General features: G+C 45.7%; 16 protein-coding genes. 5 read left to right on the forward strand and 11 right to left on the reverse strand.

Going from position 1 to position 17147, the window contains the following annotated elements:
* Nucleotides 1–8: 8 nt before the first annotated feature.
* Entirely contained in the window at nt 9–1298 is a 1290-nt protein-coding gene (locus Q0785_RS16870; RefSeq protein ID WP_298832638.1) for an ammonium transporter, read from the forward strand.
* 27 nt (nt 1299–1325) lie between these two features.
* Here the strand turns inward: Q0785_RS16870 and Q0785_RS16875 are convergent, their stop codons facing one another.
* The 6 genes from Q0785_RS16875 to Q0785_RS16900 all read right to left on the reverse strand — a co-directional run bounded on the left by Q0785_RS16875 (nt 1326) and on the right by Q0785_RS16900 (nt 6970).
* The gene (locus Q0785_RS16875; protein WP_298832640.1) at nt 1326–1964 is read right to left on the reverse strand and encodes a phosphatase PAP2 family protein; all 639 of its coding nucleotides are present in this window, start codon (nt 1962–1964) and stop codon (nt 1326–1328) included.
* A 239-nt stretch (nt 1965–2203) separates the two neighbouring features.
* Nucleotides 2204–3163, reverse strand: coding sequence for a siderophore ABC transporter substrate-binding protein (locus Q0785_RS16880; protein ID WP_298832642.1), 960 nt, complete (start codon nt 3161–3163; stop codon nt 2204–2206).
* Nucleotides 3164–3184: 21 nt separating this feature from the next.
* On the reverse strand, nt 3185–3946 hold the full coding sequence (locus tag Q0785_RS16885; RefSeq protein ID WP_146558308.1) for an ATP-binding cassette domain-containing protein: 762 nt from the start codon (nt 3944–3946) through the stop codon (nt 3185–3187).
* On the reverse strand, nt 3943–4893 hold the full coding sequence (locus Q0785_RS16890; protein WP_298832645.1) for an iron chelate uptake ABC transporter family permease subunit: 951 nt from the start codon (nt 4891–4893) through the stop codon (nt 3943–3945). The genes Q0785_RS16885 and Q0785_RS16890 overlap by 4 nt, the downstream gene beginning before the upstream one ends.
* Nucleotides 4886–5836 (reverse strand): ABC transporter permease, encoded by a 951-nt coding sequence (locus Q0785_RS16895; RefSeq protein WP_223637098.1) that lies wholly within the window; start codon nt 5834–5836, stop codon nt 4886–4888. Before Q0785_RS16895 ends, Q0785_RS16890 begins: the two co-directional genes overlap by 8 nt.
* A gap of 270 nt (nt 5837–6106) precedes the next feature.
* Nucleotides 6107–6970, reverse strand: a complete 864-nt coding sequence (locus Q0785_RS16900) for a DUF6612 family protein (RefSeq protein WP_298832649.1) — start codon at nt 6968–6970, stop codon at nt 6107–6109.
* Between the two features lie 206 nt (nt 6971–7176).
* On the opposite strand from Q0785_RS16900, the gene Q0785_RS16905 reads away from it, so the two are divergent.
* Both Q0785_RS16905 and Q0785_RS16910 read left to right on the forward strand, forming a co-directional pair.
* On the forward strand, nt 7177–8901 hold the full coding sequence (locus Q0785_RS16905; protein WP_223637104.1) for an ABC transporter ATP-binding protein: 1725 nt from the start codon (nt 7177–7179) through the stop codon (nt 8899–8901).
* 63 nt (nt 8902–8964) lie between these two features.
* On the forward strand, nt 8965–9222 hold the full coding sequence (locus Q0785_RS16910; RefSeq protein ID WP_223637107.1) for a hypothetical protein: 258 nt from the start codon (nt 8965–8967) through the stop codon (nt 9220–9222).
* A gap of 226 nt (nt 9223–9448) precedes the next feature.
* Here Q0785_RS16910 and hflX read toward each other — a convergent pair whose 3' ends face one another.
* Nucleotides 9449–10720, reverse strand: a complete 1272-nt coding sequence (gene hflX / locus Q0785_RS16915; RefSeq protein WP_298832653.1) for a GTPase HflX — start codon at nt 10718–10720, stop codon at nt 9449–9451.
* Nucleotides 10721–10798: 78 nt separating this feature from the next.
* The gene (locus Q0785_RS16920) at nt 10799–11512 is read right to left on the reverse strand and encodes a VOC family protein (protein ID WP_298832656.1); all 714 of its coding nucleotides are present in this window, start codon (nt 11510–11512) and stop codon (nt 10799–10801) included.
* Nucleotides 11513–11702: 190 nt separating this feature from the next.
* Here Q0785_RS16920 and Q0785_RS16925 point away from each other — a divergent pair, with 190 nt between their 5' ends.
* A complete protein-coding gene (locus Q0785_RS16925) occupies nt 11703–13253 on the forward strand; it encodes a BCCT family transporter (RefSeq protein ID WP_298832660.1) in 1551 nt (516 codons plus the stop codon).
* Between the two features lie 69 nt (nt 13254–13322).
* Here the strand turns inward: Q0785_RS16925 and putP are convergent, their stop codons facing one another.
* Entirely contained in the window at nt 13323–14843 is a 1521-nt protein-coding gene (gene putP, locus Q0785_RS16930; RefSeq protein ID WP_298832662.1) for a sodium/proline symporter PutP, read from the reverse strand.
* A 111-nt stretch (nt 14844–14954) separates the two neighbouring features.
* Between putP and Q0785_RS16935 the strand changes: the two genes are divergently transcribed.
* On the forward strand, nt 14955–15317 hold the full coding sequence (locus Q0785_RS16935) for a DUF2188 domain-containing protein (RefSeq protein WP_298832664.1): 363 nt from the start codon (nt 14955–14957) through the stop codon (nt 15315–15317).
* Nucleotides 15318–15361: 44 nt separating this feature from the next.
* Here the strand turns inward: Q0785_RS16935 and Q0785_RS16940 are convergent, their stop codons facing one another.
* Complete coding sequence (locus Q0785_RS16940) at nt 15362–15961, reverse strand: response regulator transcription factor (protein ID WP_298832666.1); 600 nt, start codon at nt 15959–15961, stop codon at nt 15362–15364.
* Nucleotides 15958–17094 carry a sensor histidine kinase gene (locus tag Q0785_RS16945; protein WP_298832669.1) on the reverse strand — a complete coding sequence of 379 codons (1137 nt, stop codon included), beginning with the start codon at nt 17092–17094 and terminating at the stop codon, nt 15958–15960. The genes Q0785_RS16940 and Q0785_RS16945 overlap by 4 nt, the downstream gene beginning before the upstream one ends.
* Between the last annotated feature and the right edge of the window lie 53 nt (nt 17095–17147).

Here is a 17147-nt window from a genome sequence, read left to right on the forward strand (position 1 = left end):
GAGATTGGATGGAAGCAGTTCAAAGTTCAGTAGATATGATATGGGTGATGCTCGGGGCTATGCTGGTATTTTTCATGCATGCAGGATTCGCAATGGTGGAGTCAGGATTTACACGTTCTAAAAACACCTTGAATATTTTAATGAAGAACATGATCACCGTTTCACTTGGCTCGATTCTTTTCTTTGTTGTGGGATACGCTCTAATGTTCGGCCCTTCTTCTTTCGGATTGATCGGCACTGAAGGATTTGCTCTTTCAGGCGTCGAAGATATTGGATTCTTTGTTTTCCAGGCAGTTTTCGCCGCCACTTGTGCAACGATCATTTCCGGTGCGGTGGCTGAACGGATGAACTTATCCGCATACATTCTGCTGACCATCGCTATGACCGCCATCATCTATCCGATTGTCGGACACTGGGTATGGGGCGGCGGCTGGCTGTCACAGATCGGCTTCATCGATTTTGCAGGTTCCACTGTAGTGCATTTAACAGGTGCGGTGGCTGCATTTGTAGCAGCATGGAAAATCGGTCCACGCCTTGGCAAGTACAGCGGAAAATCGGTCAATACAATTCCTGGCCACAGTCTACCGCTTGGCGCATTAGGCGTCTTCATCCTTTGGCTGGGATGGTTCGGATTTAATGGAGGCAGCACCTTGGCAGCCGATCCTGCCCTCGTGCCTCCAGTAATCGCCAATACCTTATTGGCAGCTTCAGCCGGGGTTATCGCTACTGCTGGATATACACGGTTGCGCTATGGCCGCATCGATGCTTCCCTGACGATGAACGGCGCGCTTGCCGGCCTCGTCGGCATTACCGCAGGGGCAGCGAACGTCTCTCTTGTCGGCGCTCTTGCTATCGGGTTGATAGCCGGAGTTGTCATGACCGAAGCGATCCGCTTGCTTGACTCTAAAATTCGCGTCGATGATCCAGTCGGAGCTATTTCCGTTCACGGTATTGCAGGTATCTGGGGGACGCTTGCAATCGGCTTATTTGATACTACGGGTGGACTCCTTTACGGAGGCGGAGCAGAAATTCTCGGCATCCAGACAGTCGGCGTTCTCGCCGTAATTGCATGGGCTTCGGTTTCAACAGGCTTGGTGCTCTTCGCCATCGGCAGCATCGTGCCACTAAGGGTTACAGCAGAAGACGAAGAAGCAGGCCTGGACTTTTCAGAACACGGCTCACAAGCATATTCGATGCAGGATGTTCTGCAGGGTTCACCGACTGGACGCAACGATTCGTTTGCCCACCGGTTGAATCAATTGGGAGAGACACCCTCATCCCATAAATCAATCTCCTGAACAAAGCAAAAGAAGAGGAATTCCTGTCTAGTCCAGGAATTCCTCTTCTTTTTCAATGCTTGTCTTTTTACGATACAGCCGCTCACGTAGTTCATACCAGACAGCCACTCCAACAAACCACGCATATCCAGCAAACAGCCCAGCAATTACATCAGAAAAATAATGCTCTCCGCCTGCCACTCTTGATAAGGCGACAGTCACTGACAACACGACAGCCACCAGCCAGACCACTACTTTCGATGTCCGGGAAGCACTCCATTCAGAAACAAAATAAGCCAACGTAAAGAGATACAGCAAACCGACCATCGCATGGTTCGACGGGAAACTGAAGGACTCCAAAGCAACCGGCAATTCCGGTCGCGGACGCTCGAACCAGCTCTTCATTAACTGATTCAGGACATTCCCCACACCAACCGCAAAAAAGACAAACAACATTGCCCGATAGTTTTTTTGGAACAACCAAAGATAGACGAGCAATAAGAGGCTGACAGAAATGATCATCCAAGGATCTCCTAAAAATGACATGCTGTCGAGCAGCGTCCTGCCACCGAGCAACTCTCCTGCCGACCGATCGATCCGAATAATGGACTCACTTGAGTAATTTACGAGTATGGCAAAAAAGCCAAGCAAAGCCGCTACTGCCAACGGATAAAAAAGACGCTTCAAGACATCCACCCTCTTTCATCAATACCTATATTTTAACATATGCAAAACAAAAAGCCCGCCTGCCCTATTGGCAAACGGACTCGATGTCATTCAGCTCACTGCAGTTCAAGCACACCATCAACCATTTTAAAAATTTCAGAACACCTTCATTTGTCAGAACCAAGGGCTGCCCATCGTCGAAGCGTACAAACAGAAAATCAGCGGGAATCTTCTTGATTCCCACTGATTTTTATTGTTTTTTATTCGAATGCAGATTCTATGTCTGTTACCATTTGAGCGACAGACTGCAATCCGCCACCTGACAAGTACCAGAAATCCGGGTCCAAGTAGATGATTTTATCGTTTTTGTAAGCATTCGTTTTTTCAACCAATTCGTTTTCAAGAGATTCTGCAGCACTTGTACCGCTATCGACTACAGCATTGCGGTCAACCACGAACATGATGTCCGGGTTTGTTTCCAGAATGTATTCAAATGAAACGCTTTGGCCATGAGTTGAAGCTTCGATGCCTTCATCTGCTTGTTTTACACCGAACACATCATGGATGATGCCGAAACGTGAAGCTGCGCCATAAGCACTTACTTTGCCTTCGTTGGCAAGAGTGATCAATGCTTTTTCATCTGATCCGCTTACTGTTGCTTTTACAGATTCAATTTGCTCATCAATTGCTGCCAACTCTTCAACGATTTGATCTTCTTTACCGAAGATTTCACCAAGAGTGGTCATGTTTGATTCGAATGATCCCATGTAATCTGCAGTATCTACAGCCATATGGATAGTTGGGGCGATGTCAGAAAACTCTTCGTACATTTCAGCCTGGCGTCCAGAGATGATGATCAAGTCAGGCTCCATAGCATTGATTGCTTCAAAGTCCGCTTCTTTTAACGTACCGACGTTTTCGTACTTCTCAGCATCAGCATATTTTTCAAGGTAAGCCGGCAAAGATTCCTGCGGAACTCCAGCAACGGCTTCAACGCCTAATTTGTCGATTGAATCAAGAACACCAAAGTCGAATACCACTACTTTTTCAGGGTTCTTGTCAAAAGTTGTTTCACCAAGCTCATGTGTAACTGTCATTTCTTCTTTTTCTTCCGCCTCAGCAGTTGCTGTATCGGATTCCGTTGTTTCTTCAGTGGATCCGCAAGCTGCAAGGAAAGCCACCATCATAAGGGTAAATGCTACCAATAACCATTTCTTCATATCGTTTCGAGCTCCTCTTTTTTAAGAATTGAAGTATACGCAAATCCGGCAATTGTTCATCTGCTGAATCGGGATATCCATATCGTAGATTTCTTTTAATGCAGCACTTTGGATAATTTCTTCTGTTGTACCATCTTTGACCACCCGGCCATTTTTCAAGGCTACGATGCGGTCGGAATAGACAGATGCGAAGTTGATGTCATGAAGGACAATGACCACAGTTTTGCCGAGATCGTCGACCAAACGGCGCAGAATCTTCATGATTTGAACAGAGTGTTTCATATCCAGGTTATTCAAAGGCTCGTCCAATAAAATATAATCGGTGTCCTGTGCAATGACCATCGCGATGAATGCGCGTTGGCGCTGACCGCCTGAAAGTTCATCCAGATATGAGTTCTCCATTTCCTTCAAATCCATGTAATCGATTGACTGGTCCACCATTTTTTCATCTTCATCATTGAGACGGCCTTTTGAATAAGGAAAACGGCCGAAAGAGACAAGCTCGCGAATTGTTAAACGGACATTCATATAGTTGGACTGCTTTAAGATCGATACACGTTTTGAGAACTCATTGGATTTCAACTTTTTGGTATTGGTTGAATCAATGAGGACTTCTCCGGTATCGGCATCCAAAAGACGGCTGACCATAGAAAGCAATGTGGATTTCCCAGCACCGTTCGGTCCGATAAAGGACGTAATCTGTCCGCGCTGGATGTCAACAGAGACATTTTCCACAACTTGTTTCTTGCCGTATAGCTTTGTCAATTCACGAACTTGGATCATTTAGATCGACTCTCCTTTAATAGTAGATAGATGAAGTAAACTCCACCGATGAAATTGATGATGACGCTCAATGTCGTATTGAAAGTGAAGAGCCGCTCCACCACCCACTGGCCACCGATTAAGGCGACTACACTGATGACAATAGATCCTGTCAATAAGACCGAATGTTTATATGACGTGAAGAATTGATAGGATAAGTTTGCGACGATCAAACCGAAAAACGTAATCGGTCCGACCAGAGCCGTGGCAATTGCAATCAAGACAGCCGACAGAACTAGCATCTGTTTTACCAATGCGTCGTAGTTTACACCGAGATTGATCGCTGTATCGCGCCCCAGCGTCAGGACATCCAAAGATGAATTTTGTTTCCAGGCGAATGCAATCAGCAAAGTGATGATGGCCAGTGAGGTCCACACCAAATCAGAATTGACATTGTTGAAGCTGGCAAACATCCGGTCCTGAATGATCGAAAATTCGTTGGGGTCGATCAGCACTTGGAGGAAAGTCGTAATACTGCTGAAAAACGTTCCGCAAATGATGCCGACCAATAAGAGAAAGTAGATCGGCCGATCGTTCTTTTTAAAGAGCAAGCGGTAGAATAACAAGGCGAAGATCACCATTACAGCAATCGACAGCAAGAAATTCACTTGCTTGTTTACGATTGTAAAATGATCTGAACCCAGGAAAAAGATCAGCACAGTCTGGAGCAGCATATACAGTGAATCCAAGCCCATAATGCTCGGCGTCAATATCCGATTATGGGTGATGGTCTGAAAGACAACCGTCGCATACGCGATGGCGACTCCCGTCAAAACCATGGCAAACACTTTTACTCCGCGTCTCGGCAATGCATAATCGAAACTCCCGTTCAGGTCCTGAAACAGATAAATTCCACAAGCCGCTAAAGCTAAAGCGACTAATATAAGCATCTTATGTAGGTCACGCATACGATTTCCTCCTAAACAATAAGAAGAGGAAAATAAAGCTTCCGATAACGCCGACCATCAGGCTAATGGAAATCTCATACGGATAAATCAGCACTCTTCCCAAGATATCGCACATCAGCAAGAAAATAGCTCCAAGCATTGCAGTATGCGGCAATGTTTTTTGTAGATGATCTCCTTTGAAGATCGACACGATGTTCGGAATGATCAACCCAAGGAATGGGATAACCCCCACCGTCAAAACGACCGTCGCCGTAATCAAAGCTACGAGTGTCAAACCGATGTTGACGACACTCCGGTACTTCATCCCCAAATTTTTAGAGAAATCTTCGCCCATACCCGCTACCGTAAATCGGTTGGCGTATAGATAAGCGATGACAAAGACCGGAACGCTGATGTAGAGAAGTTCATAACTCCCCTTCATGACCATCGAAAAGTCACCTTGCAGCCAAGCGGACATGTTCTGGATAACGTCCGCCCGGTAGGCGAAAAATGTTGTAATGGACGACAGGATGTTCCCGAACATCAAACCGACTAAAGGAATGAATATGGCATCTTTGAATTTGATGCGATTTAGAATTTGCATGAAAAGGAAAGTACCGGCAAGCGCAAAGGCGAAAGCCACTGTCATTTTTTCCAGCATCGATGCATTGGCAAACATCAGCATCGACACCAGAATCCCAAGCCGAGTGGCGTCCAATGTACCTGCCGTCGTCGGAGACACGAACTTATTGCGGCTTAACTGCTGCATGATGAGTCCTGCCATACTCATCCCTGCACCCGCCAGCAAAATCGCGACCAGCCTTGGCAGACGGCTGATCAGGAATATCTGTGTCTCTTCCGATTGGAAATCAAGCAAATCAACAATGCTGATACTGCTGACTCCGACAAACAAGGAAATGATTGACAGTATGATTAATGTTGGTATTAAATAACGTTTCTTCATTACTGTCCCTCATCTGTCCTCAATAAAACATTATTGATTATTCGATAGTGATAATCATTATCACTACTTACAGATTTCAGTATAGCACGCTGAGAACCAGAGTCAATGAATAATTGAGAATAATTTTCATTTAGATGAGAATTATGAGCATTTGTCAAAAGTTCGTCAAATAGTCAGAACAGAAGACAAAGAGCACACCAATATGGCGTGCTCTTTGCTTTCTTATCTCTTCATCCTTATTGAACGCTTAATTTTTCAACCAGTATACTATCACCCTGCTATTTCCTGTGCCTGCTCCACTACTTCAGCTGGTATAGTGATGGCTTCGATTTCATTGTACTGGCTGTAATCAGCCTGTACATCCGACTTGATGTTCATCATCTCGCCTTCTATATTCATATCCATGTCCATTTGCATATTCATGCTGTTTGTCAGGAAAGTTTCTTTATCGATCATGAGGATGTAGTTCACTGAATGGATGGTCATGTCTTCAAGTGCCATTTGCGCTTCAATTTCCATTTGGCCTAAAGTTTTCTCCAACTGCTGATCCATCAATTCTTTGAATTTTTCTCCAGAAGCATCGAGTGTCAAGATATACTCATCTGCTGTCTGTTCAAATGTAAAATCTTCCTGGAATTCCGCCAATTCTTCAAGCTGTTGAGAAGGGTCGGCTGTCTGTTGATCAGCCAAGCCTTTCAGGTCATCGATGCTTTCATCTGGCATCTTCAGCCAAGTCGCCATTGTTTCTTCATACATGTACATTCCTTGTTCTGTGAAATACATTTCCATAGTCATCGGATTTGTATTGTCGATATCCTCAGACACAATGGAAGTTTCTGCCGTCTGGTGGAAAGCCAGCGGTTCAGCCGTCATGTCCATGGCAGAATCCACTTTCATATTGATCACCATGCCATCAGGCTGCATCGCCATAACCTGATCCGTTTCAATATCTGCATGAAGACTGTTAATGCCCTCAGAAGCCTCTACCGATTTGGTATACACCTCTTTTGCCGTCAAATCGCTGTTTTCACCTTTTGCCGTTACATCTCCAGACGCCGGTTCCGCTGTTTCTCCACAAGCGGAGAGGCCAATCGCCAAAGTAGCTGTGCTCATAAACAATATCCATTTCTTCAAAGTATTCGCCCCCTTGTTGGTTTTTATCCTTCTTTCCGATTTTGCCGTTCAATGGAGTGTATTGAAAAATAGCCCATTGTTTTTAGTTGTTTCTATACTTACGTAAGCCCTTGAAAAAGGTTCCATATTCATTATATACCCAAATACCATTCGTCTATTTCTCCATTTTCGATTATACTTTTCATTGTGAGAAAAAAACGAGGTGGATGTTTTTGAAATTAAAACAATTTTTTAAGTACTACAAGCCGCATAAACGGCTGTTTATCATTGATTTTTCCAGCGCCGTCTTTGTGGCTATTTTGGAACTGGCATTTCCGGTCGCTGTCCAATGGTTCATCGACGACCTGCTTCCAAGTGGAAACTGGGGAACGATCACTACTGTCAGCTTCCTGTTGTTGGCCGTCTTCCTATTAAGTACGTTATTACAGTATATCGTCAGCTATCTGGGCCATAAACTGGGCATCAATATCGAAACCGATATGAGGGAAGAGCTGTTTACCCACGTCCAACGACAGTCTTTCCGCTTCTTCGATAACACCAAGACCGGCCACATCATGAGCCGCGTGACCAACGACCTGTTCGACATTGGCGAACTCGCCCACCACGGACCGGAAGACTTTTTTATCGCCATCATGACATTTTTCGGGGCTTTCGGCATCATGTTCTGGATAAACCCGAAACTGGCATTGGTCACATTAATCGTCATTCCGTTCCTGATCTGGCTCATTACGTTCTGTAATATCAAGATGAACCAAGCCTGGGGCAACATGTATGGAAAAATCGCTGACGTCAACGGCCGCGTGGAAGACAGCGTCTCTGGAGCACGTGTAGTCCAATCGTTTACAAATGAAGAGTTTGAAATCGAACGCTTCAAATCAGACAATGACCGTTTCCGCCTGGCGAAGATGGTCGCTTACAAAGTCATGGCAGCAACACATTCCAGCATCTATATGATGACCCGTCTGTTGACTCTGGTTGTCTTGGTTTATGGAGCCTGGCTTAATTTTCAAGGTGAATTATCGTACGGGGAACTTGTCAGTTTTGTGCTGTTCCTGAATGTTTTGATCAAACCGATCGACAAAATCAGTGCATTGCTTGAACTTTATCCGAAAGGCATGGCAGGTTTCAGCCGTTTCCGTGATTTGATCGAACAGGCACCCGACATCAATGACCGGAAAGATGCCGTTGCCGTTGAAGGATTAAATGGAGACATCCGTTTTGATAATGTCCATTTCGGCTATGACGACAACAAACCTGTTTTATCAGGGATTGATTTGAAATTGCGCGCCGGAGAGACCGTTGCGTTTGTCGGGCCATCAGGTGCCGGAAAAACGACGATTTGTTCATTGATCCCCCGATTCTACGATATCCAGCAAGGTTCCATTTCCATCGATGGCATGGATATCCGGGATATGACCATGCATTCCCTGCGCTCGCAGATCGGCATCGTCCAGCAGGATGTTTTCCTGTTTACCGGAACGATCCGCGAGAACATCGCTTACGGCAAGCGGCATGCCACTGAAGACGAAATTCTTGCTGCTGCCAAAAAAGCGCATTTAGAGGATTTCGTCCAAAAATTGCCGCATGGCTATGATACACAGATCGGGGAACGCGGCTTGAAATTGTCAGGCGGCCAAAAACAGCGCCTGGCTATCGCCCGCATGTTCCTGAAAAATCCGCCGATCCTCATATTGGACGAAGCCACTTCTGCACTCGATACCCAAACAGAGCGTGTCATCCAGGAAGCTTTGGCAGCGCTCGCTGAAAACCGGACGACTTTGATCATCGCCCATCGCCTGGCCACAATCCGTGATGCAGATCGTGTGATCGTCGTTACGGAAGACGGCATTGCCGAACAGGGTGGCTACAGCGAATTACTGGAAACTGACGGCATTTTTGCAAATCTGCACCGCATTCAGTTTCAGCAATAAGAAATCACACCAACAAGTAAAAATAGAGGCTGTCCGATTCATTTATGAGAGGTGTATTGCGTCATGCGTGACTGGAATTACCGCCGGGGAATGTGGCGTATCAGAATTTGTGGCCATTGTGATCCGGCCGCTCATCTCGATGCATTGGTGCATTACCATCCCTTGGCCAAAACGACCATGAGCAAGTGGGAATTCACTGGAACTCATTCCACTACTACCGCCTCCAAGATGTTGAAATCGGCAAATATGCCATTCGCCGGGAGTTATAAAGATCGAATATATCCCATTTCTGAACTTTTTGAAGGCATGGAAAGTATTTAGAGCTTATTAGAAAGTATTCAGCCGTTTACGGAAAGTATTTGAACCCAAACAGAAAGTATTTTATCCAACTTGGATAGTAAGCTCTATTAATGGAACAAAACCATTCTTTTTTTCAAATAAAACCCCCAAAAACTGCATACAAAGCAAAAACCGCTGGAGAAAAATCAATGATTTTTCTCCAGCGGTTTTAGTTTAGGGACTTATGGGACAGCCCCTTTTTGACTTTCTATTTCCCGATGACAAACTCTTGGTAGCGGTCATAATCCGCATGGCTCATTTCCACTTTCAGCAAAGTGCCTTCTTCTTCGTATTCCGTTTCCAGAATACTTGCTTGTTCGTTCAGATAAGCGACGACATCTCCTCGATCGAATGGAATGACCATCCGGCAAGTGACATAATCTGCAAAAATTCGTTTTTTGATGACTTCCAGCAGTTCATCCAGACCCTTGCCTTCTTTTGCCGCAATCCATAAGCCATCCCCATTTACGGTCGGGTAACGGACGCCAGCCAGATCTGATTTATTGTAGACATACAGAGTTGGCACATTCTCCACTCCAACAGCCTGCAGCGTCAAATTGGTCACTTCCATCATATAGCGGTGCTCTTCGTTTGAAACATCGACAACATGCAACAGCAGGTCCGCATTCCGAGCTTCCTCTAATGTGGAGCGGAAAGCTTTTACCAGGTGATGCGGCAGTTTACTGACAAATCCGACCGTATCCGTCAGCAGGAAGCTTTTATTGTCCTCAAGGCGGATCTGGCGGACAGAAGTCTCGAGCGTGGCAAACAGCATATCTTTTTCAAATACCTGCTTTTCTTCATTCTGTCCGGTTTTCGCCAATAAGCCATTCATGACAGTTGATTTTCCGGCATTTGTGTAGCCGACCAGAGATACGACTGGCATGCCTTTTTTGGTGCGTTGCTTGCGCTGCGTGACGCGCTGGTCCTTGATATGCTCCAGCTCTTTATGCAGCTTCGAAATCTGGTCTTCAATTTTCCGGCGGTCCAGCTCAAGTTTCGTCTCCCCGGCTCCACGGTTGGCTACGCCACCGCTGCTGCTGCCTCCTTGGCGGCCAAGCGATGCACGCAGACCAACCAAACGCGGCAGCATATATTGAAGCTGCGCCAATTCCACTTGCACCTGTGCTTCACGTGTTTTCGCACGCCGCGAGAAGATATCCAAAATCAGCATGGTCCGGTCAATAACTTTACATTCCAGATCTTCTTCCAAATTCCGGATCTGCGAGGGTGATAGTTCATCGTTGAAAATCACCAAGTTTGCGTCCGCTTCTTCATAGAAGGCTTTAATTTCTTCCACTTTTCCGCTCCCCACGTAATGCGAAGGATTGATGCGATCCAGGTTTTGTGTAACTTCTCCGACCACTTCCACATTGCAGGCTTCTGCCAAGTTATGCAGTTCTTCCATTCCGTAAGTGAAGTGCAGATCTTTTTGGAGCTGGACACCGACAATGACCGCTCTTTCTTGTAATTCATCCATTTATGTTGTCCTCCTATTTCAGGAAAGGAAAATTCCTATTCGATTCCTCCATTTTACCACAGTTTCCTTGCTGCCCCACTACAGACGGGGCAGCCAGTACTGGCCATGCTCAAATTCCACTTTATTTTCGCCGTCCACAAAATGCACTTCTTCCAGACGTTCCTGCGGCTGATCGGTTTTTCTGAATTCAATGCGGCAATTCTCCAATTCCAGGCTGCCGCCGAGAATCTTGCTCCACTCAGCTGCGGTTTCTTCCGGATCCCTTACTCCAAATACGCAACGGTCCATAACCAATATTTCATTTGATGCTTCAATAGCTCCAGTATCCCGTAATTTTCTGTAGCGTTGTTCATCTGTTTCCTGCCATTCAATGAAAAACGGATAAGGCAGCCGTGCGGATATCTCTTCTTCAATGAACAGCATCTTCCACTTGATCAGCTGTCCCGCTTCCGTTCGGCGCTCCGCATCCAGCACTCCTGACGTCTTGACCCCTCGGTCTCGCAGGTCTTCATCCAGCTTTTTGATAGCGGCCGTACGTACACAAATCGTGCCAAATCCTACTTGGTCGTGCAGCAGCAATCGGGTGAGCGGATGATTTGCCTGAGACGCAACCTCTGCCTTTTCCACTGCCAGCCATTCAATATAGCAGTCTTTCAAATACAGCAGCGCATTATAAGTTCCCCATTTTTCGTGCTGGCCGCCAATAGCCGCATGAAATCCTTTCTGCTGCCACTCGGCTGTCGCCTTTTGGGGAGTTTGGCGGACAAAATGAACAATGTGATCCAATTCCATAAAGCACCTCACTTTTTCTTTTATAACCGTTCGCTATTGTTGCTTCTCTTCCCTTTTTACCGGAAAAGGAAAACCAAATATTAAGTTTTCTGATTATTCAAACGATTAATTTGATTTTTTTACCAAAATGGGTGGTATTTTTTCTGAATATTCGGTAGTGTAACTATATAAAAGTTTATAGGAGGTCATGATGGATAAAAAACTGTTTTTAAATCCTGTATTCATAGTATCGACCGCCGTCATTATTATACTTGTTATCTTCGGCGCGGTCACACCCATTCAATTTGGAGATGTCGCAGGAAGCCTATTCAGTTTCACAACCCTGAATTTCGGATGGTTCTATTTACTCGCTATCTTTATCATTACACTTTTCCTCATTATCATCGCTATATCCAAATATGGGAGCATCCGTCTTGGCGCCGACAATGACCGGCCGGAATTCCCATTCTTTACATGGGTCGGCATGTTGTTTTCTGCCGGCTTCGGAGCTGGCCTTGTGTTTTGGGGCGTAGCTGAACCGATGAGCCATTTTTTCACCACCCCTTTCGGCGCTGAAGCACAGACGCCGGAAGCAGCAAGAGTTGCCATGGGCTATTCGTTTTTCCATTGGGGCATCAGCCAGTGGTCGGTTTTCGCCATTGTCGGCCTCGTCATCGGCTTTCTCCAGTTTCGGAAAGAGAAACCGGGCTTGGTCTCTACAGCCCTCGAACCGGTACTCGGCAGAAAGCCCTTAGTGAAACACTCGATTGATTCCCTTGCCGTTATTGCAACAGTCATGGGGATTGCCACATCTCTCGGCTTGGGCGTGCTTCAAATGAACGGTGGGCTAAATGCGGTATTCGGCATTGAAAACGCATTCCCGATACAATTAGGGATTATCGTTGTCATGTTCATCGCTTATACCATATCTTCTTCCACCGGCCTAAAAAAGGGTATTGCGTACTTAAGTAACTTAAACCTTGGTTTGGCTTTGGTCCTTATGATATTCGTCTTTATTGCAGGGCCGACCGTCTTCATCATGGAGACTTTCACTTTAGCGACCGGAGACTACATCACCAAATTCATTTCCTACAGTTTGCGCCTTGAGCCTTATGAAAATGGCGAATGGGTTCAGGGCTGGACCATCTTCTATTGGGCCTGGTCGACTGCCTGGTCTCCGTTTGTCGGTGCGTTTGTTGCACGCGTATCCAAAGGGCGGACCATCCGCGAATTTGTCGTGGGGGTTCTTGTCATTCCACCGGCCATTGCCTGCGTCTGGATCGCAGTCTTTGGCGGCACGGCACTTTGGTACGATTTGAATCAGGGCACAGGAATTGCCGAAGCCGTCAATAACGATCTGACATCGGCGTTGTTCCAAACTTTCGAAGTACTGCCATTTACACCGATCATGTCCATTCTTGCAATCTTGCTGATCTTTACCTTCCTCGTGACTTCTGCCGACTCCGCTACGTATATTCTGGCGTCGATGACTAGTTACGGAAGCCTGAATCCACCTACAATCTTTAAAGTTGTTTGGGGTGTGCTGATGGCTGCAATTGCGGCAGTTTTGCTGTATGCAGGTGGACTGGGAGCCCTGCAAACCGCTTCCCTGATATCCGCCCTGCCGTTCACGGTATTGCTGATAATCATGCTGTGGTCCTTCACTAAAATCATCCGTAAAGAATCACTGCCTATTCGGGAATCCGATTTACAGCGATTCAAGCTCATGGAAAAAGAGAACAAAAAACAAAACGATAAATAAACGGATGACCGACAAAAGGCGTACAGCCCTTCCATTTGGAAAGGGCTGTACGCCTTTTTGCTCGGAGAATTATTTGTCTTCGTTGATCAAACGAACTGTTTCGTCAAATTCTTTCTCAATCTGTGCATCCGGTTTGTATGTAACAAGGCTAACTAACCAAGTAACTAGCAAACACAGGAAGAATCCTGGAATGATTTCATAGACACTGCCGATGAAATTCGTTGTTTCAGTAGCACCAGGATCCTCTGCAGCTGTACCGATCAAATCCCATATAATGACTGTTACAGCACCGACGATCATTCCAGCTAAAGCACCTTTTGAAGTCAGTTTGCGCCAGAACAAGGATAACAAGATGATTGGTCCGAAAGCGGCACCAAACCCTGCCCAAGCATAAGCGACCAAGCCAAGAATGGTGTTGTTCTGTTCCCATGCCAGGTAGGCGGCAATAACTGCAATCAACGCTACAGCAATCCGCCCGAGGTTTACATAGCCTTTTGGCGAAGATTCTTTTTTGAATGCGATCTTGTATAAATCTTCGATTAACGCAGATGAACTGACCAAAAGCTGAGAAGAAATTGTACTCATAACAGCGGCCAAAACAGCAGCCAGTACAAATCCCGCAATCAATGGGTGGAACAGGATCTGGCTCAAGTCAAGAAAGACCGATTCAGGATCCACTAAAGTTGCTCCAGGGTTCTGCTGGAAGTAAGCGATCCCGATAAGCGCTGTCGCAGTTGCTCCAAGAAGGCTGAAAATCATCCAGCCCATACCGATGCGGCGGGCTATACGAACTTCTTTTAAGGTTTTGATCGCCATGAAGCGGACGATGATGTGCGGCTGGCCGAAGTAACCAAGACCCCAGGCTACCGCAGAAATAACTCCCACTGTCGAAGCGCCGGAAACCAGGCTTAACATATTCGGGTCGACTTCACGAATACTTGCAGCGGTTTCGCTAAATCCGCCTGTAGCGAAAATCCCAATTGCCGGTACTGCGATCAACGCCAGCACCATCATGATGCCCTGGACAAAATCCGTGTAACTGACAGCCAGGAATCCACCAAATAATGTATAGGCTACGACGACTATCGATCCCAGGACAAGCCCCAGATGATAATCCATTCCGAATGAGCTTTGGAAGAATAATCCGGAAGCTACCATTCCTGATGATACGTAGAATGTGAAAAAAATCAAAATGATAATACCTGAAACTATTCTTAATAACCGTGATTTGTCTTTCAAGCGATTTTCCAGGAAACTTGGAATCGTGATAGAGTCACTGGTAACAAACGAGTAAATACGTAGTCTCGGTGCAACGAAGAACCAATTTAAAAAGGCACCGATTGTCAATCCGATTGCGATCCACACCTCAACTAATCCGCCAAGGTAAATAGCACCCGGTAAGCCGAGCAATAGCCATCCCGACATATCCGAAGCACCTGCACTAAGTGCGGCGACTGCTGGTCCAAGCCCCCTTCCACCAAGCATGTAGTCGGATAAATTTACTGTTTTCCGATATGCGTACCAGCCGATGAAAAGCATGGCTGCAAGATAGATCGTTAAAGCAATGATTTGATAGGTTGTATCTGTCATTCTATCCCCTCCTTGTTTAACAGTGTAACATTCTTGACACATATTAAAAGTCCCTTTTTCGGTTTTACGGTCGATACAAGCGGGGAAAAGAGTGTCAAGGAGGAGATTAATATGCCATGGAGCAAAAATGATTATCCGGATTCGTTCAAAAATCTCGACAATTCTGTGCGTAATAAAGCCATTGAAATTGCCAACGCGTTGCTTCGTGATGGCTATGAAGAAGGCCGGGCAATCCCGATCGCTTTAGAGCAGGCAAAACGAAATGTGGAAGGTGATGAAGAGCGGCCAATCTATGAAATCAGAAAACATGATGATGGATGGCAGTTAAAGAAAAAAGACAGCAAGAAAGCAATCCTAATCGAAGACACCAAAGAGAGCCTGATGGGAGAAGCCAAACGCTATGTCAACAAAAACCATGGAGAACTGCATATTTACACTGAAGATGGTTCCTTGTCGGACACGCTCTACGAATAACTATAAACAAGAAAATGCTGCTGTCAGGAGCGACAGCAGCATCATTATTTGAACCAGCCTTTTTCTTTGAAACGCGAAATGGCTTCAATCCTGTTGCCAACTTCCAGTTTATCCAGAATCGTCGAAATGTAATTCCGCACTGTACCGGTCGTGATGAACAATTCTTTGGCAATCTCTTTCGTACTACGCCCTTCTGCTATCAGTTCCATCACCTGGCTTTCCCGGTCGGTCAATGGGTTTTCATCAGCATAAGCTAAATCCACTAATTCCGGTGCATAGATCCGGCGTCCACCCATGATCGTTCGGATAGAAGTAGCCAGATCTTCACTCGGGCTGTCCTTAAGCAAATACCCGCTGACCCCGGCTTTTCTGGCGCGCTCAAAATAACCTGAACGGGCAAAAGTCGTTAGGATGATGATCTTGCACGGCTGATCCTTAAGGATTTCCGCAGCATCCAATCCACTCTTTAGTGGCATCTCGATATCCATAATGCAAATATCAGGCTGTAATTTTTCGACAAGCTCAATCGCCTCTTCACCGTTCGATGCTTTACCGACAACTTCCATATCCTCTTCCAAATCCAGTAAAGAACCCAAAGCTCCAAGCATCATCCGCTGATCTTCCGCCAATACGATTCGTATCATTCGACCGCCTCCTTAGAACTATAGAGAATCACATTCGGCACTCGGATATTCAAGGTAGTGCCTTCCATTTCCTTAATCTCCACTGAGCCATTCACAAATTCAAGCCGCTCCCGCATTCCTGCAAGTCCGTTCCCCTGCAAGGAAGTATTTCCTTCCGGGAACCCCTTGCCATCATCCTGTACCTGCACAAGAATTTCTTCCGGATTTTGCTTGATCAAAACGCTGCAGCGTGTAGCATTACTGTGTTTGACGACGTTCGTCACGGCCTCTTTCAGGCACATGCTCAAAACATTCTCCACTAAAAGTGGTGTATTGGTCAGCTGCGGTGAGCCATAAAACACAAAATCGATTTCAGCAGCTTTTAAAATCTGTTGAATACGCAATAATTCTTCGTCCAGCTTGGTGCCACGCATATTGGAAACCAGTTCCCTGACTTCCTTTAATGCAGTGCGGGCAGTTTGGCGGACATCATTTATTTCACTTAAAGCAGATTCTGGATTTCGGTAAATCAACTTTCCTGCTAAATCACTTTTCAGCCCGATCAACGAGAGCTTTTGACCCAAAGTATCATGGAGATCACGGGCAATCCGCTCACGCTCTTCAATGATCACCAATTGGGAAATCCGCTTGTTGGCGTCTTCAAGCTGCCCCTCCAATTTTTCCCGCTTATTGCGGTTGTAAGTATTAAACGGGAGAAGGATTACCCCTAAAATACTAAGGACAATAAACGGCAATTGCGTGATGTAGAGTTCACTGTGTTCAAAAAACCCGAAGACTACAGCCGCAATCGTCAGACCGATATGAAAGCCATAAATAATGAAAAACCCGACTTTGTTGCGCAGGTTGCCAATGAAAAAAGCAACAAAAATAGAGAGGTAGACATACCCGAAAAGGAAGATCATCCCGATATTAATCGCCATTTCAAAGCTCACCCACACATAGACGAAGCCAGTTTTGGAATTGAAAGACAGCCGGTAAGCAATAAAAAATAGCAATAGCAGCAAAATGCCGAAAATAATTTCAGGCAGTGAAGAAGAACGAAAGATAAAGAAGAACGGCAAAATACAAAAGATAACCCAAGCGTAAAGACTCAACCACGGGTTTTTAGGAAATATTTGATACCAGCTTTGCATAAGGGCCTCCTCTTTCTTACTATGTAACCCAATCATAGCAAAAAATAAGCAAA

It is taken from the genome of uncultured Planococcus sp. (assembly GCF_947501725.1).
GTDB lineage: Bacteria > Bacillota > Bacilli > Bacillales_A > Planococcaceae > Planococcus > Planococcus donghaensis_C.